General features: G+C 73.2%; 16 protein-coding genes. 4 read left to right on the top strand and 12 right to left on the bottom strand.

The annotated features are described in order from the left end of the window. The first annotated feature begins 177 nt into the window (after positions 1–177). A complete protein-coding gene (locus tag ACFWBN_RS06575) occupies positions 178–4044 on the top strand; it encodes a multifunctional oxoglutarate decarboxylase/oxoglutarate dehydrogenase thiamine pyrophosphate-binding subunit/dihydrolipoyllysine-residue succinyltransferase subunit (protein WP_385171522.1) in 3867 nt (1288 codons plus the stop codon). A 69-nt stretch (positions 4045–4113) separates the two neighbouring features. On the opposite strand, the gene ACFWBN_RS06570 is transcribed toward ACFWBN_RS06575, so the two are convergent. The 8 genes from ACFWBN_RS06570 to ACFWBN_RS06535 form a co-directional block, all read right to left on the bottom strand. After that, positions 4114–5214, bottom strand: coding sequence for an endonuclease/exonuclease/phosphatase family protein (locus tag ACFWBN_RS06570; protein WP_385171519.1), 1101 nt, complete (start codon positions 5212–5214; stop codon positions 4114–4116). A 106-nt stretch (positions 5215–5320) separates the two neighbouring features. Next, positions 5321–8323, bottom strand: a complete 3003-nt coding sequence (gene fxsT / locus ACFWBN_RS06565) for an FxSxx-COOH system tetratricopeptide repeat protein (protein WP_385171516.1) — start codon at positions 8321–8323, stop codon at positions 5321–5323. A 64-nt stretch (positions 8324–8387) separates the two neighbouring features. Continuing rightward, the gene (locus tag ACFWBN_RS06560) at positions 8388–9647 is read right to left on the bottom strand and encodes an HEXXH motif domain-containing protein (protein ID WP_385171512.1); all 1260 of its coding nucleotides are present in this window, start codon (positions 9645–9647) and stop codon (positions 8388–8390) included. After that, entirely contained in the window at positions 9644–11017 is a 1374-nt protein-coding gene (locus tag ACFWBN_RS06555; RefSeq protein ID WP_385171509.1) for an FxsB family cyclophane-forming radical SAM/SPASM peptide maturase, read from the bottom strand. The genes ACFWBN_RS06560 and ACFWBN_RS06555 overlap by 4 nt, the downstream gene beginning before the upstream one ends. A gap of 117 nt (positions 11018–11134) precedes the next feature. Beyond that, entirely contained in the window at positions 11135–11329 is a 195-nt protein-coding gene (gene fxsA / locus ACFWBN_RS06550) for an FxSxx-COOH cyclophane-containing RiPP peptide (RefSeq protein WP_385171506.1), read from the bottom strand. A 210-nt stretch (positions 11330–11539) separates the two neighbouring features. Further along, entirely contained in the window at positions 11540–14716 is a 3177-nt protein-coding gene (locus ACFWBN_RS06545) for an SAV_2336 N-terminal domain-related protein (RefSeq protein WP_385171503.1), read from the bottom strand. Between the two features lie 6 nt (positions 14717–14722). Beyond that, positions 14723–15742: an AAA family ATPase gene (locus ACFWBN_RS06540; protein ID WP_385171500.1), complete on the bottom strand. Its 1020-nt coding sequence runs from the start codon at positions 15740–15742 to the stop codon at positions 14723–14725. Between the two features lie 22 nt (positions 15743–15764). Further along, complete coding sequence (locus ACFWBN_RS06535) at positions 15765–17822, bottom strand: trypsin-like peptidase domain-containing protein (RefSeq protein ID WP_385171497.1); 2058 nt, start codon at positions 17820–17822, stop codon at positions 15765–15767. 129 nt (positions 17823–17951) lie between these two features. On the opposite strand from ACFWBN_RS06535, the gene ACFWBN_RS06530 reads away from it, so the two are divergent. After that, positions 17952–18140, top strand: a complete 189-nt coding sequence (locus tag ACFWBN_RS06530) for a DUF6104 family protein (protein ID WP_030009408.1) — start codon at positions 17952–17954, stop codon at positions 18138–18140. A 95-nt stretch (positions 18141–18235) separates the two neighbouring features. On the opposite strand, the gene sodN is transcribed toward ACFWBN_RS06530, so the two are convergent. Then, positions 18236–18631, bottom strand: coding sequence for a superoxide dismutase, Ni (sodN, locus tag ACFWBN_RS06525; RefSeq protein ID WP_030709803.1), 396 nt, complete (start codon positions 18629–18631; stop codon positions 18236–18238). A 172-nt stretch (positions 18632–18803) separates the two neighbouring features. On the opposite strand from sodN, the gene sodX reads away from it, so the two are divergent. Beyond that, complete coding sequence (gene sodX, locus ACFWBN_RS06520) at positions 18804–19229, top strand: nickel-type superoxide dismutase maturation protease (RefSeq protein ID WP_385171492.1); 426 nt, start codon at positions 18804–18806, stop codon at positions 19227–19229. Here sodX and ACFWBN_RS06515 read toward each other — a convergent pair. Continuing rightward, positions 19133–19762, bottom strand: coding sequence for a CGNR zinc finger domain-containing protein (locus tag ACFWBN_RS06515; protein ID WP_385171489.1), 630 nt, complete (start codon positions 19760–19762; stop codon positions 19133–19135). The two genes, sodX and ACFWBN_RS06515, sit on opposite strands and share 97 nt — an antisense overlap. Positions 19763–19844: 82 nt before the next feature. Here ACFWBN_RS06515 and ACFWBN_RS06510 point away from each other — a divergent pair, with 82 nt between their 5' ends. Further along, positions 19845–20636 (top strand): class I SAM-dependent methyltransferase, encoded by a 792-nt coding sequence (locus ACFWBN_RS06510; RefSeq protein ID WP_385171486.1) that lies wholly within the window; start codon positions 19845–19847, stop codon positions 20634–20636. A gap of 74 nt (positions 20637–20710) precedes the next feature. On the opposite strand, the gene ACFWBN_RS06505 is transcribed toward ACFWBN_RS06510, so the two are convergent. Beyond that, positions 20711–21463: an amino acid ABC transporter ATP-binding protein gene (locus ACFWBN_RS06505; protein ID WP_385171871.1), complete on the bottom strand. Its 753-nt coding sequence runs from the start codon at positions 21461–21463 to the stop codon at positions 20711–20713. Positions 21464–21474: 11 nt separating this feature from the next. Then, positions 21475–22425, bottom strand: a complete 951-nt coding sequence (locus ACFWBN_RS06500; RefSeq protein ID WP_385171483.1) for an amino acid ABC transporter permease — start codon at positions 22423–22425, stop codon at positions 21475–21477. Between the last annotated feature and the right edge of the window lie 19 nt (positions 22426–22444).

Genomic DNA, 22444 nt, shown 5'->3' with positions numbered 1-22444 from the left:
CCTCGGTGCCCCCTACCCGAACCACGCTAGTTTCCCGCCATTCAGGGCGGCGAAACCCGCCGTTCGATGTGACCTACATGACGGATGTACCGCCCGGTCTGCATCTGGCGGCCCAGGAGGCGTAGCCTTTATTCCCGCTGTCCATACCTTGTGAAGCGGAAGAGGGCGGTTGCCGCCGTGTCGCCACAGTCCCCCAGTAACTCGAGCACCACGACCGAAGCAGCAGAGGGCGGGAAGACCCCTGCCTCAGGCTTCGGCGCCAATGAGTGGCTCGTCGACGAGATCTATCAGCAGTACCTCCAGGACCCGAACTCGGTCGACCGGGCCTGGTGGGACTTCTTCGCCGACTACAAGCCGGGGGGCGCGGTCGCTCCCGCTCCGGTGAAGGCGGAAGAGCCCAAGAAGTCCCCGACGACGGACGGCGCCTCCGCACAGGCCGCCGGTACCGCCGCAGCACCGCAGGTTTCCGACGCCGCCGCCACGGGGGCGGCGCGCGCCGCCGCCGCGCCGCCGACCTCTCCGCCTGTGTCAGCTCCTGCCCCTGCTCCTGCCACCCCCTCTGGTGCCCCTGCTGTGACTGTCACCTCCCAGGCCCCGGCCGCCGCACCGGCCGCGCCCGCCTCCCCCTCCGTAGCCCCGCAGAAGGCCGCGCCCGCCACCGAGGCCCCCACGGGCCCCGAGCTGGTGACGCTCCGCGGCCCGGCGGCTGCCGTCGCGAAGAACATGAACGCCTCCCTCGACGTCCCGACGGCCACGTCCGTCCGCGCCGTCCCGGTGAAGCTCCTGTTCGACAACCGCATCGTCATCAACAACCACCTCAAGCGCGCCCGGGGCGGGAAGATCTCCTTCACGCACCTGATCGGCTACGCGATGGTGCAGGCGATCAAGGCCATGCCGGCCATGAACCACTCCTTCGCGGAGAAGGACGGCAAGCCGACCCTGGTCAAGCCGGAGCACATCAACTTCGGCCTCGCGATCGACCTGGTGAAGCCGAACGGCGACCGCCAGCTCGTCGTCGCCGGCATCAAGAAGGCCGAGACCCTCAACTTCTTCGAGTTCTGGCAGGCCTACGAGGACATCGTCCGCCGCGCCCGCGTCGGCAAGCTGACGATGGACGACTTCACCGGCGTGACGGTCTCCCTCACCAACCCCGGCGGCCTGGGCACCGTGCACTCCGTGCCCCGCCTGATGCCCGGCCAGTCGGTCATCATGGGCGTCGGCTCCATGGACTACCCCGCCGAGTTCCAGGGCACCTCGCAGGACACCCTGAACAAGCTGGGCATCTCCAAGGTCATGACCCTGACCTCGACCTACGACCACCGGGTCATCCAGGGCGCGGCCTCCGGCGAGTTCCTGCGCATCGTCGCGAACCTGCTCCTCGGCGAGAGCGGCTTCTACGACGACGTCTTCGAGGCGCTGCGGATCCCGTACGAGCCGGTCCGCTGGAACCGCGACATCGACGCCTCGCACGACGACGACGTCACGAAGGCCGCCCGCGTCTTCGAGCTGATCCACTCCTACCGGGTCCGCGGCCACGTCATGGCCGACACCGACCCGCTGGAGTACAAGCAGCGCAAGCACCCCGACCTCGACATCACCGAGCACGGCCTCACCCTGTGGGACCTGGAGCGCGAGTTCGCGGTCGGCGGCTTCTCCGGCAAGTCGATGATGAAGCTCCGCGACATCCTCGGCGTGCTGCGCGACTCGTACTGCCGCACCACCGGCGTCGAGTTCATGCACATCCAGGACCCGAAGCAGCGCCGCTGGATCCAGGACCGCATCGAGCGCCCGCACACCAAGCCGGAGCGCGAGGAGCAGCTGCGCATCCTGCGCCGGCTGAACGCGGCGGAGGCCTTCGAGACCTTCCTGCAGACGAAGTACGTCGGCCAGAAGCGCTTCTCCCTGGAGGGCGGCGAATCCGTCATCCCGCTGCTCGACGCCGTCATCGACTCGGCCGCCGAGGCCCGCCTCGAAGAGGTCGCGATCGGCATGGCCCACCGCGGCCGCCTGAACGTCCTCGCGAACATCGTCGGCAAGTCGTACGCGCAGATCTTCCGCGAGTTCGAGGGCAACCTCGACCCGAAGTCCATGCACGGCTCCGGCGACGTCAAGTACCACCTGGGCGCCAACGGCACCTTCACGGGCCTGGACGGGGAGCAGATCAAGGTCTCGCTCGTCGCCAACCCCTCACACCTGGAGGCGGTGGACCCGGTCCTGGAGGGCGTGGTCCGCGCCAAGCAGGACATCATCAACAAGGGCGGCACGGACTTCACGGTCCTGCCCGTGGCCCTGCACGGCGACGCGGCCTTCGCCGGCCAGGGCGTCGTCGCCGAGACGCTCAACATGTCTCAGCTGCGCGGCTACCGCACCGGCGGCACCGTCCACGTCGTGATCAACAACCAGGTCGGCTTCACCGCCGCCCCGGAGTCCTCGCGTTCCTCGATGTACGCGACCGACGTGGCCCGCATGATCGAGGCGCCGATCTTCCACGTGAACGGCGACGACCCGGAAGCGGTCGTCCGTGTCGCGCGTCTGGCCTTCGAGTTCCGCCAGGCGTTCAACAAGGACGTGGTCATCGACCTCATCTGCTACCGCCGCCGCGGTCACAACGAGTCCGACAACCCGGCCTTCACGCAGCCGCTGATGTACGACCTCATCGACAAGAAGCGCTCGGTGCGCAAGCTGTACACCGAGTCCCTCATCGGTCGCGGCGACATCACCCTGGAAGAGGCGGAGCAGGCGCTCCAGGACTTCCAGGGCCAGCTGGAGAAGGTCTTCGCGGAGGTCCGCGAGGCCGCCACGCAGCCCGCGATCAACCCGCCGGTCTCCCCGGCCGCGCAGGCCGACTTCCCGGTCGCGGTGAACACCGCGATCTCCCAGGACGTCGTCAAGCGCATCGCCGAGTCCCAGGTCAACATCCCCGAGGGCGTCACCGTCCACCCGCGCCTGCTGCCGCAGCTGCAGCGCCGCGCGGCGATGATCGACGAGGGCACCATCGACTGGGGCATGGGCGAGACCCTGGCCTTCGGCTCGCTGCTGATGGAGGGCACCCCGGTCCGGCTGTCCGGCCAGGACTCCCGCCGCGGCACCTTCGGCCAGCGCCACGCGGTCCTCATCGACCGGGAGACGGGCGAGGACTACACCCCGCTGCTCTACCTGTCGGACGACCAGGCCCGCTACAACGTCTACGACTCGCTGCTCTCCGAGTACGCGGCCATGGGCTTCGAGTACGGCTACTCGCTGGCCCGCCCGGACGCGCTGGTCCTCTGGGAGGCCCAGTTCGGTGACTTCGTCAACGGCGCGCAGACCGTCGTCGACGAGTTCATCTCCTCGGCGGAGCAGAAGTGGGGCCAGACGTCCGGCGTCACCCTGCTCCTCCCGCACGGCTACGAGGGCCAGGGCCCGGACCACTCGTCCGCCCGCCCGGAGCGCTTCCTCCAGATGTGCGCGCAGGACAACATGACGGTGGCCATGCCCACCCTCCCGTCCAACTACTTCCACCTCCTGCGGTGGCAGGTCCACAACCCGCACCACAAGCCGCTCATCGTCTTCACCCCGAAGTCGATGCTGCGTCTGAAGGCGGCGGCGTCGAAGGCGGAGGAGTTCACGAACGGCAGCTTCCGCCCGGTCATCGGCGACTCGACGGTGGACGCGAACGCGGTCCGCAAGGTCGTCTTCTGCGCCGGCAAGGTCTACTACGACCTGGAGGCCGAGCGCGAGAAGCGCGGCATCACCGACACCGCCATCATCCGCATCGAGCGCCTCTACCCCCTCCCGGGTGCGGAGCTCCAGGCGGAGATCGCCAAGTTCCCGAACGCGGCGAAGTACATCTGGGCCCAGGAAGAGCCGGCGAACCAGGGTGCGTGGCCGTTCATCGCCCTCAACCTGATCGACCACCTCGACCTGGCGGTCGGTGCGGAGGTCCCGGCGGGCGAGCGCCTGCGCCGCATCTCCCGCCCGCACGGCTCGTCCCCCGCGGTGGGCTCGGCCAAGCGCCACCAGGCGGAGCAGCAGCTCCTCCTGAACGAGGTCTTCGAGGCCTGATCCCCACGCGGTACAGGAAGGCCCGGCTCCCCCACGGGGAGCCGGGCCTTCCGGCGTTTCTTCGGGGGGTCACTTCAACTGGAGCACGCTCCTCACCCCGGCGTGATCGGAAGGCCACAGTCCCGAGGGAGTACGGTCGGCCGGCCTGTGCCCCACCCGGCCGATCGACCGTACGGCCACCTTGCCGCGGAAGAGCACGTAGTCGATGCGCTGGGAGAGGCTGGAGGAGGTGTTGCGCAGATCGGGCGCCTGACAGCAGGTGAAGCCGGGATTGCCGGGGCGGCCGACGGTCCAGGCATCGGTGAAGCCGGCGGCCAGGAGCTTGTCGTAGCTCTGCGTCGCGGTCCCCGGTGTCGCGCCGACCCCGCCGGCGGCCGAGTTGAGGTCGCCGAGCAGCACGACGGGCAGCTTGGTCTTCAGCGGCCCGGCGATCAGTTCGTCGGCCTGTGCCTCCTGGACGGTGGGAGCGGCGGGCTCCAGATGGGTGGTGACCACCCGGGTGGTCCGGCCGTGCAGCGTGGCATCGGCGGCCACCCAGCCGCGCCGGAGCTGGATGGGGGGCGGACAGCCCAGCACCGGACGGCAGATGGGCACGAAGTTCTGGAACGTGGCCCACTGCTCATTGGCCACGGAGAAGACCCGCGCGGGCAGGTCGGTCCGGGCCAGCAGCACGTCGCGGTCGGTGAGCCGGATGTCCTGGAAGCCGTCAGGCGTGCGCCGCGGGGCCTCGAAGTCACTGCCGACCGTCACGCTGGCCACGACCTTGTAGTGCTTGCCCTTGGCGGCAAGCCTGTCGAGCAGGGTCTGCAGGAAGTCGTACTCGACATGGGTGGCGGCGTAGCGCGGGTCGGCGGGCGTCTCGCTGCGCCACAGCACGGCTTCCTGCAGGCCCACGAGATGGGGGTCGCTCTTGGCGATCTCGTCGGCCAGCGCCTCGGCGCGCTCGGGAAAGTTCGTCGCCTGGACGTTCGCGTACACCGCGGTCACCGCGTCGATGAGCGCCGGCACGGTGCCGGCGGCGAGGACCGGTGCGAGGTCGGCCCCCAGATACAGGTTGCGGGTCATGACCCGCAAGGAGGCCGGGGGCTGAGCGGCCGCGGCCGCGGTGGGTGCCCCGGGCGCGAGCAGCGCGAGCGCGCACAGGGCAGAGGTGATCCAACGGCGAGTCATGCGGGCAACCCTTTCGGCGAAAGCGGGCGAAAGCCCGCATCTGCCCCGAAACCTAAGCCGCCCGCCACCCCCCGGCGATCGGACTGTAGGCCGCCCGGCCGATCCCCTAAGGCTGCGGCTCGAAATCCCAATAGGGCCGGGTCTGCTGCTTCGCCGACACCGTATGGACGTGCTGCGCCCCCAGCGTGCGGGTCAGGGACCTGATGCCCGCGTCCTCGTGCTTGCCCGCCTCCACGTCCTCCCGTACCGACCGCAGGTCGGCCGCCAGGGCGATCTGGGCGCTCAGCGTCATCGGGTGGTCCTGGCCCATCACCTGCTCGCAGGTGCGCAGCGTCTCCCGGCTCAGCTCCAGCGCGTCCTCCAGGCGGCCGGTGATGTTCCGGTGGCCGGTGGCGTTCAGGGCGCAGCCCAGCGTCCAGGGGTGGCGGTCGCCGAGGGCGCCCCGCATGCCGACCAGGGCCTGCTCGGCGAGGTTCAGCGCCTCCACCCGCTCGCCCTGGGCGCGCAGCACCAGGCCGAGGTTGCCGACCGTGCCGATGCTGTACGGGTGGGCGAGGCCGAGCTGCGACTGGTAGCCGCGGACCACGTCCTCGGAGATCCGGCGGGCCTCGCTGAGGTCCCCGTACTCCCTGAGGTAGGTGGCGTAGTCGGAGGCCACCATCAGCGTCCACGGGTAGTCGACGCCGAAGACCCTCGTCGCCCGCTCCCACACGGTCCGCAACCGCAGCCCCGCGCCGGGGATGTCCCCGGAGCGGCGCAGGCACAGCCCGAGGTTGTGCTCGGCGCGCAGGGTCTGCGGGTGGCTGGGGCCCAGGACCTGGGTGTTGAGCTTGACGCCCTGCTCCTGCCGGGTCTGGGCCTCCCGGTAGCGGCCCATCAGCCGCAGCCCCATCGCGCAGGCGATGCCCGAGGACAGGGTGGAGATGTGCTGGGCCCGCAGGACCCGTTCGCGGCGGCGCAGGGTGTCCAGGTCGAGGTCGTAGGAGTCCTGGTAGCGGCCGAGGAGGCGGTAGGTGGCGGCCAGGTTGTTCTGGGCGGCGAGGGTGGTGGAGTCGTCCTCGCCGAGCAGCTCGCGGTAGGTGGTCAGGCCGTGTTCGAAGATCTCCTTGGCCTGCTCGAACCGGGCGATGCACAGCAGGACGCCGCCGTACGAGCTGGTGGCGCGCAGGGTCTCCAGGTCGCGTGCGCCCCGCTCCTGCATCAGCTGGTCGGCGCGGGCCCGGGTGAGGGTTTCGGCGCGGCGGAAGAGGCCGAGGTTGCGCAGGGCTCCGCCGTACTGGTAGCTGAGCTCGCGGACCTTGGGGTGGTCCTCTCCGAGCATGGCCCGCCAGATCTCGTCGGTCTCCTCGCTGAGCCGCAGGCAGGTGCGGTACTCCCCGGCGAGGACCAGGTAGCGCAGGCAGTGCAGCAGGAAGGTCTGGATGCGCGGGTTGCCGCTGGTCAGCACCCCGGAGGAGGTCAGGTGCGGGATGAGTTCGGCGTACCGGGGCCACAGCCGGGAGTCGGAGGGCCGGCCGGGGTCGGCGGCGGCGAGGACCTGGCGGACGGCGCGGGCCAGCGGTTCGGCCTCGTCCTCGGAGAGGTTCTCGCGGACGATGCCGTGGACCATGCGGTGCAGCTGTACGGTCTCCAGCCCGCCGCCGCCCTCTTCCACGGGCAGGTCGGAGTATTCGAGCCTGACGACGGAGAACTGGACGAGCTTGTTGAGGGCGGCGTTCCACCGGATCTGGTCGTTGATCAGCCCGGCGAGCTGTTCGGGCACGTCGTCGGCGGGGAATTCGCGCAGCAGCCGCAGCGGCACCGGCCCGGGTGCGAAGAAGACGAACAGCCGCAGCAGGGCCAGCGCATCGGGGAAGTTCTCCCGGACGTTGTTGAGCAGTATGGCCAGGGCGGTGGGGAAGGGCAGCGGGTAGTCGTCGGAGACGGTGACGGCCTCGCGGGAGTCCAGCCGGCGCTGGAGCAGCCCCAGGTAGTCGCCGACGGTCAGCGGGGAGTCGGCGAGCCAGCCGGCGGTCTGGTCGAGGGCGAGCGGGTAGTCCTCCAGGGCCTCGGCGAGCTGGTCGGCCTCCTCGGCGGTGAGCCGCAGGGCCCGGCGGCGGATGAAGGTGATGGACTCGGGCCGGGCGTAGAGGGGGACTTCGACGAGGCTGGTGTGCCGGGAGGCCCATTCGCGGTTGCGGGAGGTGATGATGACGTCGCCCGCGCCCGAGGGCAGCAGGTCGGTGAGGTCGTCGGGGTTGTCGCAGCCGTCGAAGACCATCAGCCAGCGGCCGTACGGGGATCCGCGCCGCAGCGCTTCGAGGACGGCCCGGATCTGCTCGCCGTAGCTGCCGGCGCCGCGCGGCAGGCCGAGGGCGGGGGCCAGGTCGGCGAGGCGTTCGCGCAGGGTGGGGCGGTCCTCGGCGGGGACCCACCACACGACGTCGTACTCGGAGGCGAAGCGGTAGGCGTACTCGGTGGCGACCTGGGTCTTGCCGACGCCCGAGAGCCCCAGCAGGGTCACGGTGGAGGCGCCGGGCGGTGCCTCGGCCAGCGCCGCGCGCAGGGTGCCGATGACGTCGTTGCGGCCGGTGAAGCGGGGGTTGCGGCGCGGGACCCGGCCCCAGATCTCTGGCGGGTCGTTGGGGAAGCGGGGGCCGCGGCGGCCGGAGTCGGTGCCGATCCGGTCGGTGGGCAGCTCCAGGCGGCGCAGCACGCGGTACTCCGCCTCGTACGAATCGAGGCCCCACAGGTCGGTCTTCTCCAGTACGGCGACGGCGCTGGGCAGCGGGGCGTCGGTGAGGCAGACGGCGGCGAACCGGTCGGGGTGGTGGTCGGTGACCGTGCGCAGGGCGGTGTTCCACTCCTCGTCCGTGTGGGTGCCGGCGGAGAAGTAGCGTTCGCTGAGGATGAGCAGGACCCGGCTGCCGGAGCGGGCCAGGTCGTCGAGGGCCTGGGTGATTCCGGGGCTGTTCTGCGGGTCCCAGCGCTGGAGCGAGACGCGGTGGCCGTGCTCCTCCAGGCGGTGGGCGATCCACACGGCCCAGGGGCGGTTGAACCCCGCGAAGCTGATGACGAAGCGCTGCGGTGGGGCGGCGCCGTCGCGGTCCTGCCGACTACCGGTGGTCATGCGGCCGTCTCCCTGGAATCCGGGCGGTGGACGGGTTTGAAAAGGTACCGCAGCGGACGCCCCGTCAGACCGTCGCGAACGCCGCGAGTTCGGGGTGTTCCTGGCACCAGGCGCGGCGCTCGCGGTCGACGGCCCTGCGGGCGGTGGCGTGCTGGTCGCCGGGGGGCGGGAGGTCGTCCATGGCCCGCTCGGCGGCGCTCATGGAGTCGGTGAACTCCCGGCCGGCCGGGGTCAGTCGGTCGTGGGAGCGCAGGACGGGCAGGACGGCCGCCACCTGGGCCCGGATCCGGGCGTGCTGGGCCCAGGCGCCGCGGGCTCCGTAGAGGGCGGCGCGCTGCCAGTACCCGGCGAGGGCCAGGTGGGCGTAGGCGCCGTGCAGGAGTCCCTCCAGCGGGCGGGGGTCGCTGCGCCAGGGGGCCCAGTGGCGGGCGGTGCGGTCGGCGGTGTGCAGGGTCAGGACGTCCGCGAGGGCGGTGAGTTTGCCGTGCTGGACCTCGTGGACGAGGGTGGCGGCGAGCGCGGGCGGGGCCTGGGCGCGGGCCAGGACGGAGCCGGCGGCCGCGGGCAGGGTGGCGCCGCTGGAGCGGGAGCCGCCGGCCAGCGGCACGACGGAGCGCAGCAGCTGGACGGTTTCCTCGGCGCGGGTGGTGTCGTACCGCTGGAGCAGGGTGAGTGCGCCGGACCACTGGGTGTCCCAGCGCTTGTGCCCCTTGGGGGTGAGCCGGCGGGCGGGGCGTACGGGTGCCGGGTGGGCGGGGCCGGGTGCCCGGTAGGGGTCGAGGTCGTCGAGGGCGGTCCTGCCTCCGGGGAGGGTGTGCAGGGGCAGGGTGGCGGGGTCCCGGGGGTCCCAGGAGCGTTCGGTGACGGCGAGCCGGCCGGGGCGCTCGGGGCGCAGCAGTCCGAGGGTGGGCAGGACGAGCCGGCCGTGCAGGGGCCGCAGGGTGTGGGTGAAGGCGATGCCGGCGCGCAGGGCGGCGGCGACGGCGAGGGCCCCGAGGTGGCCGAGGTCGGGCGGGGGGCCGTACGGGGCGTGCAGCCGGCGCAGGGTCTCCTCGGCCCACACCCCGGTGGCCGGGTAGTGGAGTACGTCGCGCACGGCGTCGGGGTCGTGGCGTTCGGCCTCTTCCAGCAGGGCCCAGTGGTCGGCGGTCTCGCCGGACCGGCCGCCGGGGGCGGCGTCGAGGACCGCGCGCAGCAGGACCAGGCGCTTGGAGCGGCGTACGTCGCGCACCAGGCGGGTGCCGTCGGCGGAGGGCTCGGTGGACGCGAGGGCGCGCAGGGTCGGGGACGAGACGGTGAAGGCGGCGAGGGCGGCGGCGGTCATGAGGCGACCGCCGAGCCGCCGGCGGCGGGCGTACGCGCGAGGGAGGCCGGACGGGCCGGTTCGGCCGGGGCCGGGCGGAGCTGAGCCAGGTCGGCGGTGGGCGCGGCGGCCGTCGCGGCGGCCAGGGCCGCGGCGATGTGGCGGATCAGGGCCTGGAGGTCGGCGCAGTACACGGACGGCCCGTGGAAGCCCTCGCCGGCGCGGTAGCGGTGCGGGTAGTGGCCGCCGCCGCACACCTCCACCAGCTCGCAGGCCCGGCATCCGGCGGCGAGCGCGTCCCGCCCGAGCTGGCGGGCGGCGAGCCCGGGGTGGTCGAGGAACTGGTCGAAGCTGTGGGTGGCGAGGGTCATCCCGGTGGCGGCGGCGCCCTCGTAGGCGGACTTCAGCGAATCGCCCTGCTCGATGGAGCCGTCGGTCTCGATGACGGCGGTGGTGGTGGGCGCGAGCCCGAGGGTCTCGGTGGCGGCGGGCAGGCCGAGCAGCAGGGCGATGACCTCCTCGAAGGTCCGGATCCGGGTGCGCCGCACCCCGTCGTGCCACCAGCGTTCGAAGACGGCGAGGAGCCAGTCGGCGTACGGGGTCCCGCCGGGCCGGTGGCCGGGCGGGGGGGTGCTCCGGTTGGCGAGCGGCAGCAGCAGGCCGACGCTGGGCGGGGCGAAGGCGAGCAGGGACTCGTAGGTCTCGACCGGGTCCTGGTCGAGGTCGATGACGCAGAGGATCCCGGCGTAGCTGTCCGGATGTCGGGCCAGGAGCCGCAGGCCCCGGACGGCGGCCCCGAATCCGGGGCGGCCCGCGTGGTCGACGCGGCGGGTGTTGTGCGCGGGCAGGCCTCCGTCGAGGCTGACGCCGACGCGTATCCCGGCGGCGGCGAGGGCGGCGAGGCGGCCGCGGGTGAGCAGGGTGCCGTTGGTCTGCACGGTGGCGGTGACCCGGGTGCGCGGGGCGGCGGCGGCCACGGCGGCCCGGACGGCGTCGACGGGTTCGGCCAGCCGGGCGGGCGCGGTGAGCAGGGGTTCGCCGCCGTGCAGGACGAGGTCGACGCGGGGCAGGGCGTGGGCGGCGGCGTGCTCGGCGATCCGCTCGGCGGCGCGGGCCGCGGTGGCCGGGGCCATGACGGCGGGCTGGCCGCGCCAGCCCTGGTCGGCCATCTCGTAGACGTAGCAGTAGGTGCAGGCGAGGTTGCAGCGGCTGCGCGTCTTGAGCACGAACTGGCGTATCGGATGGGGCCGGTGTCCGGCGGCGCGCAGCGCGGCGACGTCGAGCCGGGTGTAGGGCCAGGGGGCGTGGCGGGCGTGCCGGTCCTGGACGGACCGCGGCGGCCCCGTCCGGTGCGCGGGCAGCACGGCGTCGCTCGTGTGCGTGTGCCTCATCGCTCCACCTCCACCCTCCCCTGCGAACGGTCCATCCCTGCCCTTCGGATGGCCCCGGCTAACGGCGGAAAGTGGTCAACTCCCATCGCACCGTGCAGGGTCGGGCACGGTGCGTGATCACACCACGCCGGAGTCGAAGGCGTTGAGGATCTCGGCGGGGTGGGTGACCCGCTCCACCATGCCTTCGATCACCTGGGCGAGCACGGGATGGTCGATCCCGCGCAGCGCCGCCAGGTCGAGGCCGGAGAGGTCCGGGAGCCGCCCGGGGCACGCGGGAGCCTCCGCCGCCACTTCCTGATGCTTCGTCACCATGAGCCGCCCGTCCCCCTGTTGCTTCGCGAGTTCGATGGTCCACTGCCCTTTCCCTTCGGCCGGTGGGCGGAAACAAGCGGGGCCGCCCTCGCGGAGGTGCGCTGTCGGGTGCCGCGCCGCTGCGGGGGCTCCGCCCCCGAGCCCCCGCGCCTCAAACTCCCCCGGCTACCGCTGGGAAGTGCCCCCGGGCGAGGCTGGATTGTCCCGCCGTCAGAGCCCCGCTTCCAGGGCCCGGACGCGCTCGCGGAGCGCTTCGGCCCGCTCGCCGAGCCGCGCCCACAGCTCCAGCGCCGAGCGGTACGCGTCCAGGGCGGCCCGGGGTCTGGCCAGCCGCTCCAGCACCTCCCCGCGCAGTTCCTGTACGCGGGCTGCCAGTTGGACGGCGGTGTCCTGCCGCTCCTCCCGGTCGGCTTCCAGGGCGGCCCGCCACGCCCTCCGGTAGGAGTCCGCCGCCCGGTCGAGGCGGTCGGCCGCCCGGGTGTGGCCGTGGATCTCCTGCTGTACGTCGCCGTGGTCCCGCCAGGCGCGGGCCCGCTCCAGCGGGTCCCGGCTGTGCCGGACTGCGAGTTCCAGCAGGTACTCCGCCTCCCGCAGGTCCACCGGGTCGCCCTCGTAGGCGTGCCGCAGCCGGAGCCCGGTGGCCAGCCGCAGCAGCCGGTGCGCCGCATCCGGGTCGGACTGCGGTACCGCGACCCGGCTCTCGCGCAGGACCCGTACGGCGGCTCCGGTGAACCGCCGCCCGTCGGCGGCCCGCGCCCGGGCCAGGAGTACGTCGCCCCACTCGGGCAGCAGCTCCCCGAAGGCCTCCCCGTCCCGGGGGATCAGCCGCCGGGCCCGGCCGTAGGCCTCGGCGGCGTCCTCCAGGGCCGCCGGGTCGGCGTCCCGCCCGTACCGGGCCCGGTGCACCCGTGCCAGGCACACCAGGGCGGCCACCCGCAGCTCGGCGTCCCCGCCGGCCTCGGCGAGGGCCTCCTCCAGCTGTGCGGCGGCCTCCTCCAGCCGGCCGGGCAGGTGGCGCAGGGCGCCGGCCAGCTCCACCCGCGCCCGGGCCCGCGCCCCGCGTCCGGCGGCGGGGTCCAGGGCCAGGCGGGCCGCGGCCTGTTCGGCCAGGGCGGTGCGCTCGGCCGGGTCGGGGGTACGGGGCAGCAGGGCCAGCAGGACGCGGCCGAGGGCCCGCCCGGGCTCCGGGTGATCGGCCGTCCCGTCGGCGGGGCCGGCCAGGGGCTCCAGGGCGGCCCACGCCTCGCGCAGCGGTCCCGGGTCGTCGCGCAGCGCGCTCAGCCGCATCAGGGTCTCGGCCCGCCGCACGGCGCAGTCCCGCCGCAGCCCGGGGCCGGCGGTGGCGCCCGCCGCGGCGAACTCCCGCTCCGCCGCGGCCAGCAGCTCCGCGTCGGGCTCCGCCACCAGGGCCCGCTCGTAGTAGACCCGGCCGAGCAGGGCCCGGGCCGGAGCCGTTCCCAGACCGGCGAGGGCCCGCTCGGCTTCGGCGAGGAGTTCGGGGTCGCGCTGCGCCGCCCACAGCCGCAGCAGTGCGCCCGCCAGCTCGGTCTCCGCCTCCTCCGGCGGGTCGCCGGGTCCGGCGGGGGCGGCCACGGCCCGGCGCAGCACCGCGACGGCCTCGTACAGGGCCCGCGCGTCGCCGTCCCCGTCGCCGTCCGCGAGCCGGTCCCGGGCGGCCTGGACCGCCCCGGCCCGGCCGGGCACCGGGGGCGCGGGCTCCCGGACGGCCGGGCCCTCCTCCGGCATTCCGGGCAGGTAGCGCCGTACGACCTTGGCCGAGACCTGGGCGAAGGCCTGCGGGAGCCGCCCGGCGGGGGCCCGCTCGGGGTCGCCGGGGGCGGGGCCGGCCGCCGCCGGGGGCGCTCCGGTCAGCTGTGAGACGGCGAGCGCCGGGAAGTTGCGCACGCCCCGGCCGAAGTGGGCCAGTACGTACTCGGAGCAGTGCTTGAGCACCAGCGCGGCCTCGTCCCGCCCGAGCGGCCCGAGCAGTACGTCCTGCACGCCGGGCACGAACTCGTACCACTGGCCGGGCACTTCGGTGCTGCGCCGCAGGAGCCCTCCGAGCAGTACCTCGGCCAGGTCCGAGGGTTCGGAGTCGGGCAGCATCGTGCGCTGCACCAGCCGCATCACGGGCAGGGTCAGCGGGGCCGCCGACAGGTACACCGCCAGCTGTACGGCCCGGGGTGCGGCCGAGGAGCGGAACCGGGCCACCAGCTCGCGCGGCGGCCGTACGGCGCGCGGCGGGGGCAGCGGGGCGGCCGGGTGGGCGGCCAGGACCCGGCCGACCTCGGCCGGTACCGGCCCGGTGCCGAGCCCCGCGACGAGGCGGGCCCAGGCGCCGAGCGCGGTGGCGCTCGGCGGCAGCACCGGTACGGTCAGCCCTCCCGTGGGCCGCCCGGGCAGCGGCGGCCGGTCCGACCGGAATTTCAGCTTCACCCCGCTCCCGCCGATGCCCCCCTCGGCCCGGGAGAGGGTGCCGCGCTCGGTCGGCAGCCAGCTGCGGCCCCACAGCCGCTGCGGCAGCGGCTGGACGACCACGCACGGGGTGCACTCGGCCCAGCGGTGCAGCAGCCGCTGGGCCGTGCCCTCGCGCCAGAGCGGTCCGGCGCAGTCGGAGACCACCATGGTCAGCGCCCGGCCGGTGGGGTCGCGCAGCTGGTCACCGGAGCGCAGTCCGGGTCCGGGGACCGGGCTGCGCCCGAGCGCGGCGGTGCCGTCCGCGAGCCGGTGCAGGTAGTGCACCTGGACGTCCCGGAAGGCGCCCAGCCGCTCGCACACGGACCGCAGTTCCTCGAACATGTCCTGCCACACCGCCATCGAAGGCGACGCGTCCATCACCAGCCGTACGGTCGCCTCGCGCCGGCTCTCCGGCCGGAGCACCGGGATGACCGGTCCGAGGGCCCGGGCGCTGGCCTCGGCGGTGGCCTCCTCGTCGAGCACCATGCGGGTGGGCGGGCCGGGCGGCCGGTGCCGCTGGAGGGCGCGCAGGGCCCGCTGGATCTCCAGGATCCGGGGCAGTGCGGCCGCCCCGGGCACCCGTACGGGCACCGCGCGCTCCGCGGGCGGCTCCCCGGGGAGTTCGGACTCGGCCTCGCCGGCGCGGCGCGCCCCCGGGACGTAGAGCCTGACCGGATCCTCGGCATCCGCCTCCGGCCGTACGGGCTCTCCTGGCGGGCTGATCGGAACCTCAGCCTCCGGCTCCGGGGCCGGCTCCCGCGTACCCGGCTCGGCAGGTCCCGGGCGGCGGATCCGCCCGGCCAGCCACAGCGCGTCGGCGAGCTCCTCGGCGGACGGGTCGAGCCCGGCGGCGCGCAGCAGCGCGGCCAGTTCACGGATGCCGGGCGGGCGGACGGACGGCCCGCCGGGCGGCTCGGCGCGTGGTGGCACGGCCCGTCACCTCGGGCGGTCGAGGCGCTGGATGAGCAGGTCCGCGAGGTCCTCGCGGGTGGGCGGGGCGGCGTAGTGGGTCAGGTAGACCGCGTTGAGCAGCTGGTCGGCGGCGACCAGCTCCGACTGCGAGCGGCTGAGGAACTCCCGGATCAGGTCGGCCCCGAGCTGGGCGGCCTCCTCGCCGAGGTGGGCGCGGACCATGGTGGCGAGCCGTTTCTCGCCGGGCTGCCCGAGCTTGAGCTGGATGCAGCGCCGCAGCAGGGCGGCGGGGAAGTCCCGTTCCCCGTTGCTGGTCAGGATGATGAAGGGGAAGGCCCGGCAGCGCACGCGGCCGCCCCGGACGGTCACCTTCGCCCCGTCGTCGGTGAGGACCTGCACCTCGGGCTCGGTGTCGGCGACCCGCTCCAGCTCGGGGAGGGCGAACTCCCCTTCCTCCAGCACGTTCAGCAGGTCGTTGGGCAGATCGATGTCGCTCTTGTCGAGCTCGTCGATGAGCAGGACGCGGGGCCGTCCGGTCGGCAGCAGCGCGGTGCCGAGCGGCCCGAGCCGGATGTACTTCCCGATGCCGGGTGCCGCCCCCGGGGCCCCGCCGCTCGCCGCCAGCTGCACGTCCTGGAGCCGGGCCAGCGCGTCGTAGCGGTAGAGCCCGTCCTGGAGCACGGTCCGCGACACCACCGGCCAGCGCAGCACCCGCCCCAGCTTCAGCTCGTGGGCGACGGCGTGCGCCAGCGTGGACTTCCCCGTCCCCGGGAAGCCGGTCACGAGGAGCGGCCGGCGCAGGTACAGCGCGGCGTTGATGGCCTCCAGCTCCTCCGGCTCGGGCCGGTGCAGCTCCGCGGCCTGCCGGTGCGCGCCGAGCCGCCGGGCGATGTTGCCGTCGGCCGCTCCGGCGGCCGCGGCCGGGCCGTCCTCCTCCCCCACCGGGCCGCCGTCGAAGTCCCGCCACGGCGGCGGATCGGGCAGGGCGTCGATCCCGTCGTGGGGTTCGCCGACACCGCGGTAGATGAGCCATTCGTCGTTCATGGGTGCTGCTCCCTCCTGCCGGTCACAGGTCCCCCTGCAGCGGCTCGTCCTCGGGCAGGGCCCGTGCGGGGTCGTCCCAGACGAGTGCGATCCCCGCCGCCCAGTACGCGTCCGGGTCCGCCCCGTACGCCCGCCCCCGCAGGGCCTGGAACCGCAGGGGCAGCACCTCCCCCCGGCCGGCCTCGACCAGTTCCTCCCGCAGCCCGCGGTGGAAGGGCGCGCACGACACCCCCGGATCCGCCGGGGGCCGCCTGCACACCACCACCCCGTACCCGGCGTCCCGCACCGCGTGCAGCGCCCCGCGCGTCGGCTCCAGTCCGGCCGCCCGGCAGTGCACCGGCACGGTGGTGTCCGGGAGTCCGGCGAGCCATGCCCCCGACGGGCTGCGCGGGCGCCCCCGGATGCAGTCGGACCGTTCGTCCAGTACGGGTCCCGCCTGGACGCGCGCCCACCGGGTGGCCGCGGCGGGGCTCGCGGTGCCGCGGGCGTGGCGCAGCACCACCGGCCGCTGCACCCCCAGCGGCACCCCGCCCGCCAGCACCCACTCGTCCACCGCGATCCCGAACAGCTCGGGGTCGGCGGCCACTTCGAGCAGGGCCGCCGCCTCGTGGGTGTCGCAGCGCCGGAAGCCCTCGGCGAGCGGGGCCCGCAGCGCCTCGCGCAGGCCGCGCGGGGGGACCCGTACGCCCGAGTCCACCGGCGTCAGCCGCCCGGGGTGCGCCGGGCCGGCCAGGACGGAGACCGCCCAGTCGTAGACGTCCTCCCAGCCGTGGGGCCATAACTCCAGCAGGACCGATGCCCCGTTCGGCAGCCCGCCCGCCGCCCGGGCCGGGCCGCGCACCGCCCGCCCGGCCGTGGCCCGCCGGCGCCGCTCCCGCTCGGCCAGGCCCCGCTCGTGGCGTTCGCCGAGCTCCCGGCGCAGCGGCCGCCACAGCCGCTCGGCCGTGGCCCGTACCCAGTCCCACAGTTCCTCGTCGGCGCCCGGGGTGGGCGGCTCGCGGTAGTCGGCCACGCTCACGTCCGTCGCGTAGCGGAGCATCGCCGCGGCCTCCCCCGTCCCGCCCGGCGGGTCGTGCAGCAGCCCGAGGCCGTCGCGCCAGCTCAGCGGGGCGAGCGGATGGGGGTCCGGCTCCTCCCCGCGGGCCGCCTCGACCAGCGCCCGTACGACCTCGGAGGAGCCCGGCGGGGGCAGTTCGGCGAGCAGCCCGTACAGGGTGGTGCGCTCGCCGGGCGTGAGCCGACCGCGCCCCTCGTGCGGGTCGGTGTCCGCGGGCAGTTCACCGTGCACGTCGGTCCAGGTCCGCCGGCTGTTGAGGTCGCTCAGGTGCTGGTCGTAGTGGTGCCGGTCGTGGGCCTGCATGACCCGCCGGTAGAGCCCTGTCTGCCCCCGTGCGGCCATGGGCAGGGTGCGCAGCTGCACGACGGAGACGGCGAGGCCGCCGCCGCCCGTGTGCCTGCGGGCCTTCACCACGCCGACGACCTCGCCGCGGGCCAGGTCCACCACGGGCCCGCCGGACATCCCGGGCTCGATCTCGTCGTCGTCGCCGAGCCGGATGGCGGCGCCGTTGCCCGCGGTGCCGCGCAGCCGGGTGGTGCGGCCGGTGATCTCGGGGGTGCCGAGGTCCTCGGTGCAGCCGAAGTAGGCGACCTCGTCGAAGCGGGGTCTGGAGCGGTCGGTCAGCCAGACGCAGGCGTGCGAGACGGGGGCCAGGACCCGTATGAGCGCGAGGTCGGGCAGGTCCCACAGGGCCCGCCGGCCGGGCCGCCGCTCGTCCAGCCGCTCGGGCAGTACGCATTCCACGCGCCCGGTGACGGTCCCCGTGCCGCCGTTGCCCCCGGAGGAGAAGGTGATGCCGACCTCGCGCCCCGTCAGACGCACCGCAGCACCCCCTTCACCGACCACGTGCGCGCACGTCAGGACCCAGCCGGGGGCGATGAAGAAGCCGCTGCCCCAGGTGGGTCCGGTCCCGGAGGTGTCATACCCGGCCGAGGGGGCGTGAACGCGTACGGTCGCCGCCTGGACGAGGGGCTCGAGGAGCTCGAAGGCGCGCGCGGAGCCGACCGTGCGCCCGTCCGTCATCCGCGCCCCCCACTCGTGAGGCCTCCACGCTACCGCCGGGTCACCTCGGAGGGGAGGTGTCTTCGCGTCGGCGGATTATCCTGGCGGGAAACGCCCCCTGAACACCCTCATCACGGCACGGAGCCCGACTTGTACTTCACCGATCGCGGCATCGAGGAGCTGGAGAAGCGGCGCGGCGAGGAGGAGGTCACCTTCGAGTGGCTCGCCGAGCAGCTGCGCACCTTCGTCGACCTGAACCCGGACTTCGAGGTCCCGGTGGAACGCCTGGCCACCTGGCTGGCCCGCCTGGACGACGACGAGGACGCGGACGACGAGTGAGCGGAAGAGATGAGAACGGCCCGGCTGCACGGAGCAGTCGGGCCGTTCTCATGTACGCGCTCTGACCAGCGCGGTGGGGTGCACGAGGCGCCGGATCAGGCGGCCTTGGTCTCCCAGAAGATGCGGTCGATCTCGGCGATGAGCTCAAGGGCCTTCGCGCCGGTCGCCGGGTCGTTCGACGCCTTGGCGGCCGAGAGGGCCTTCAGGGTGTCGTTGACCAGGGTGTGCAGCTGCGGGTACTTCTCGAAGTGCGGGGGCTTGAAGTAGTCGCTCCACAGCACCGAAACGTGGTGCTTGGCGAGCTCGGCGCGCTGCTCCTTGATGGTGATGGCGCGCGCGCGGAAGTCGGCGTCGTCGTTGGCCTGGTACTTCTCCTGCACGGCCTTGACGGACTCGGCCTCGATGCGGGCCTGGGCAGGGTCGTACACGCCGCACGGCAGATCGCAGTGGGCGGAGACCTTCGCCTTGGGGGCGAAGAGGCGGGAAAGCATGGAGTGTGTCCTCCTCGTGATCGTCTTCTCAAGGGGGAGATTACTCGCTCGGAATCCGGATTTCGCGGGCGCCCCCATGGGCTTAGGACAAAAGTCCAGGGTCGCGCGTGGACCGGTGAGCGAATGTACGGACCCGTACGGCAGCATGCGGGGGGTGACGAGGAGGACGCGCATGGTGGAGAACAGGCGCCCGCGGAAGCAGTTCGGGGTGGTGGAGGTGACGGGGCCGTCGATGGCGCCCACCCTCAACCACGGGGACCAGGTGCTGGTCCGGTACGGGGCCGGCGTCCGCCCGGGTGACGTGGTCGTGCTGCGCCACCCCTTCCAGCAGGACCTGCTGGTGATCAAGCGGGCGGTGGAGCGGCGGCCGGGCGGCTGCTGGTGGGTGCTCGGCGACAACCCGTACAACGAGGCCCCCGGTGACAGCACCGTCTACGGGCCGGTCCCCGACGAGCTGGTGCTGGCGACGGCGGTCCTGCGCTTCCGGCCGCGCGAGGAGCATCAGAGTTCGCTGAGGGCCCGGCTCTCCTGGGCGGTGTCGGCGCTGCGCCCGCTCTGGGCGGACGCCTCGGCCTCCAGCCGCTTGCGGGCGCGGTAGGCCGCCACGTTGGCCCGGGTGGCGCAGCGGTCGGAGCAGTAGCGCCGGGAGCGGTTGGTGGAGGTGTCGAGGTAGGCGTTGCGGCAGGGCGCGGCCTGGCACAGGCCGAGGCGGTCGGGGCCATGTTCGGTGAGGGCGAAGGCCAGGCCCATGGACGCCATGGCGGCGTAGCCGGCGGAGGCGTTCGAGGGGTGCTCGGCCAGGTGGATGTGCCAGTCGGGGCGGCCGTCGTCGCCGAGGGTCTCGTGGCCGGAGACCTGGGGGCTGACCGGGAACTCCATGAGCAGCGAGTTCAGCAGGTCGACGGCGAGGACGTGGTCGCCGCTGTCGGCGGCCTCGAAGACGGAGCGCAGCCGCCCGCGCACGTTGCGGAAGCGGGTGACGTCGGTGTCGGTGACGCGGCGTGCCATCTGCACGCTGGCGCCGAACAGGGCGCGGACGGCGTCCACCGAGGTGAGCGAGTCCTTGTTGCGGGCCGGCTCCTCGGTGTTGACCAGGCGCACGGCGAAGTCCGAGTAATGGGCCAGTTCCACTTGTAGTCCTTACGGCTGCGGATTATCGTCTCCGGTAACGGCTGAGACGTCTTCGAGGGTATTACGTGTGGAGGGGTTCGGGATGGCTGGAACGACGGAAACGGCAGACAAGACGGAAACGACGGAAAACAGCGCCTACTGGCAGGCCTGGCAGGACAGCTGGGACCGGCAGCAGGAGTGGTACATGCCCGACCGCGAGGAGCGGTTCCGGGTGATGCTGGACATGGTCGAGGCACTGGTGGGCCCCGCTCCCCGGGTGCTGGACCTCGCGTGCGGTACGGGAAGTATTACGGACCGCGTCCTCAAGCGGTTCCCGGAAGCCACCAGTACCGGCGTCGATCTCGACCCGGCACTGCTGGCCATCGCCCGGGGTCATTTCGCGGGTGACGAGCGGGTCTCCTTCGTGACCGCCGACCTCAAGGACCCGGACTGGCGCGCGGCCCTCCCGCACGACACCTACGACGCGGTGCTGACGGCCACGGCCCTGCACTGGCTGCCCAGCAAGGACCTCACCGTCCTGTACGGGCAGCTCGCGCCGCTGGTCCGCCCGGGCGGGGTGTTCATGAACGCCGACCACATGCCCGATCCGGCCACCCCGCGGATCGACGCCGCCGAGCACGCCCACCGGCACGCCGGGATGGACCGGGCCAGGGCCTCCGGGGTGCCGGACTGGCGCGAGTGGTGGGCCCTGGCCGCCGCGGACCCGGTGCTGGCCGAGCCGGTGAAGCAGCGCTTCGAGATCTACGGGGAGCACGCCGACGGCGACACCCCCTCCGAGGGCTGGCACGCCCGCACCCTCCTGGACGCGGGCTTCGCGGAGGCCCGTACGGTCTGGCGCTCCCCCTCGGACGCGCTGGTCCTAGGACTCAAGTAGGGACTTGCGGGGCAGGGGGGAACGCCGAAGGGCGGTACGGGAGACCCGTACCGCCCTTCGGTCGTTCTCCGCTGTTACAGCACCTTGGAGAGGAAGGCCTTGGTCCGGTCGTGCTGGGGGTTGCCCAGGACGTCGCGGGGGTGGCCGGACTCGACGACGACGCCGCCGTCCATGAAGACGAGGTTGTCGCCGACCTCGCGGGCGAAGCCCATCTCGTGGGTGACCACGATCATGGTCATGCCCGACTCGGCGAGGTCGCGCATGACGTCCAGGACGTCGCCGACCAGCTCGGGGTCGAGCGCGGAGGTGGGCTCGTCGAAGAGCATCAGCTTCGGTTCCATGGCGAGCGCGCGGGCGATCGCCACACGCTGCTGCTGGCCGCCGGAGAGCTGGGTGGGGTAGTTCCCGCCCTTGTCGCCGAGGCCGACCCGGTCCAGGAGCCTGATAGCGCGCTCGCGGGCGACGGCCTTGGACTCGCCCTTGACCATGACGGGGGCTTCCATGACGTTCTCTATGGCCGTCATGTGCGGGAAGAGGTTGAAGCGCTGGAAGACCATGCCGATGTCCCGGCGCTGGGCCGCGACCTCGCTGTCCTTCAGCTCGTAGAGCTTGTCGCCCTTCTGCTTGTAGCCCACCAGGTGGCCGTCGACCGAGAGCCGGCCGGCGTTGATGCGCTCCAGGTGGTTGATGCACCGCAGGAAGGTCGACTTGCCGGAGCCGGAGGGGCCGACCAGGCAGAAGACCTCCCGGGGGGCGACCTCCAGGTCGATCCCGCGGAGGATGTGGGCGGCGCCGTACGACTTGTGGACGCCTTCTGCCTTGACCATCGGCTGGGCGGTCACTTCGCCACCTCCGTACGGCGGAACATGTTGAGGTTGGCCTTCAGCCGCTGGAACGGCGTGGGCGGCAGGCTGCGCAGCGAGCCGCGGGCGTAGCGGCGCTCCAGGTAGTACTGGCCGACGCTGAACACGCTGGTCAGCGCCAGGTACCAGATGGACGCGACGAAGTACATCTCGATGACCGCGCCGGCCGTGGTGCCGATGTTGGAGCTGGCCCGCAGGAGTTCGGTGTACTGCACCGCCGAGACCAGGGACGAGGTCTTCAGCATGTTGATGAACTCGTTGCCGGTCGGCGGGATGATCACGCGCATCGCCTGCGGCAGCACGACGCGGCGCATGGTCTGCGTGCGGGTCATGCCGAGCGCGTGCGAGGCCTCGCTCTGGCCCTCGTCCACGGACTGGATGCCGGCCCGGACGATCTCCGCCATGTAGGCGCCCTCGTTCAGGCCGAGGCCCAGGAGGGCGACCATGAACGGCGTCATGACGTCGACGGTCTCGTTCTTGTAGATCGGACCCAGGTTGATGTACTGGAAGATCAGCGGGAGGCTGAACCACACCAGCAGCTGCACGTAGACCGGGGTGCCGCGGAAGAACCAGATGTAGAGCCAGGACACGAAGCTCGTGACCGGGTTGTTCGAGAGTCGCATCACGGCGAAGAGGATGCCGAGCACGAGGCCCAGCGCCATCGACGCGACGCTGATGATCACGGTGTTGCCGAGGCCGGTGAGGACCGAGGGGTCGAACAGCTTGTCGCCGACCGTCCCCCAGATGATCTTGCCCTGGGAGAAGGCGTAGACGAGCCACGCGAGCAGCACGGCGACGGCCACAGCGCTGATCCAGCGGCCGTAGTGCCGTACGGGGATGGCCTTGATCGCCTCGTAGGGGGTGCCCGAGGCGCCGGGTCCGGCCGGCGGAGTTGCGGCCGGACCCTTGTCGATCTTGTCAGTCACAATGACTGCCCTTCAGTGG

The organism is Streptomyces sp. NPDC059989, assembly GCF_042736975.1.
GTDB lineage: Bacteria > Actinomycetota > Actinomycetes > Streptomycetales > Streptomycetaceae > Streptomyces.
This window is presented reverse-complemented; position numbering and strand designations above follow the sequence as displayed.

Bases quoted from the DNA above. Each gene is read 5' to 3' on its own strand.
- ACFWBN_RS06570 (WP_385171519.1), bottom strand. From the start codon at position 5,214: ATGACTCGCCGTTGGATCACCTCTGCCCTGTGCGCGCTCGCGCTGCTC.
- fxsT (WP_385171516.1), bottom strand. From the start codon at position 8,323: ATGACCACCGGTAGTCGGCAGGACCGCGACGGCGCCGCCCCACCGCAG.
- ACFWBN_RS06560 (WP_385171512.1), bottom strand. From the start codon at position 9,647: ATGACCGCCGCCGCCCTCGCCGCCTTCACCGTCTCGTCCCCGACCCTG.
- ACFWBN_RS06555 (WP_385171509.1), bottom strand. From the start codon at position 11,017: ATGAGGCACACGCACACGAGCGACGCCGTGCTGCCCGCGCACCGGACG.
- fxsA (WP_385171506.1), bottom strand. From the start codon at position 11,329: ATGGTGACGAAGCATCAGGAAGTGGCGGCGGAGGCTCCCGCGTGCCCC.
- ACFWBN_RS06540 (WP_385171500.1), bottom strand. From the start codon at position 15,742: ATGAACGACGAATGGCTCATCTACCGCGGTGTCGGCGAACCCCACGAC.
- ACFWBN_RS06535 (WP_385171497.1), bottom strand. From the start codon at position 17,822: ATGACGGACGGGCGCACGGTCGGCTCCGCGCGCGCCTTCGAGCTCCTC.
- sodN (WP_030709803.1), bottom strand. From the start codon at position 18,631: ATGCTTTCCCGCCTCTTCGCCCCCAAGGCGAAGGTCTCCGCCCACTGC.
- sodX (WP_385171492.1), top strand. From the start codon at position 18,804: ATGGTGGAGAACAGGCGCCCGCGGAAGCAGTTCGGGGTGGTGGAGGTG.
- ACFWBN_RS06510 (WP_385171486.1), top strand. From the start codon at position 19,845: ATGGCTGGAACGACGGAAACGGCAGACAAGACGGAAACGACGGAAAAC.
- ACFWBN_RS06505 (WP_385171871.1), bottom strand. From the start codon at position 21,463: ATGGTCAAGGCAGAAGGCGTCCACAAGTCGTACGGCGCCGCCCACATC.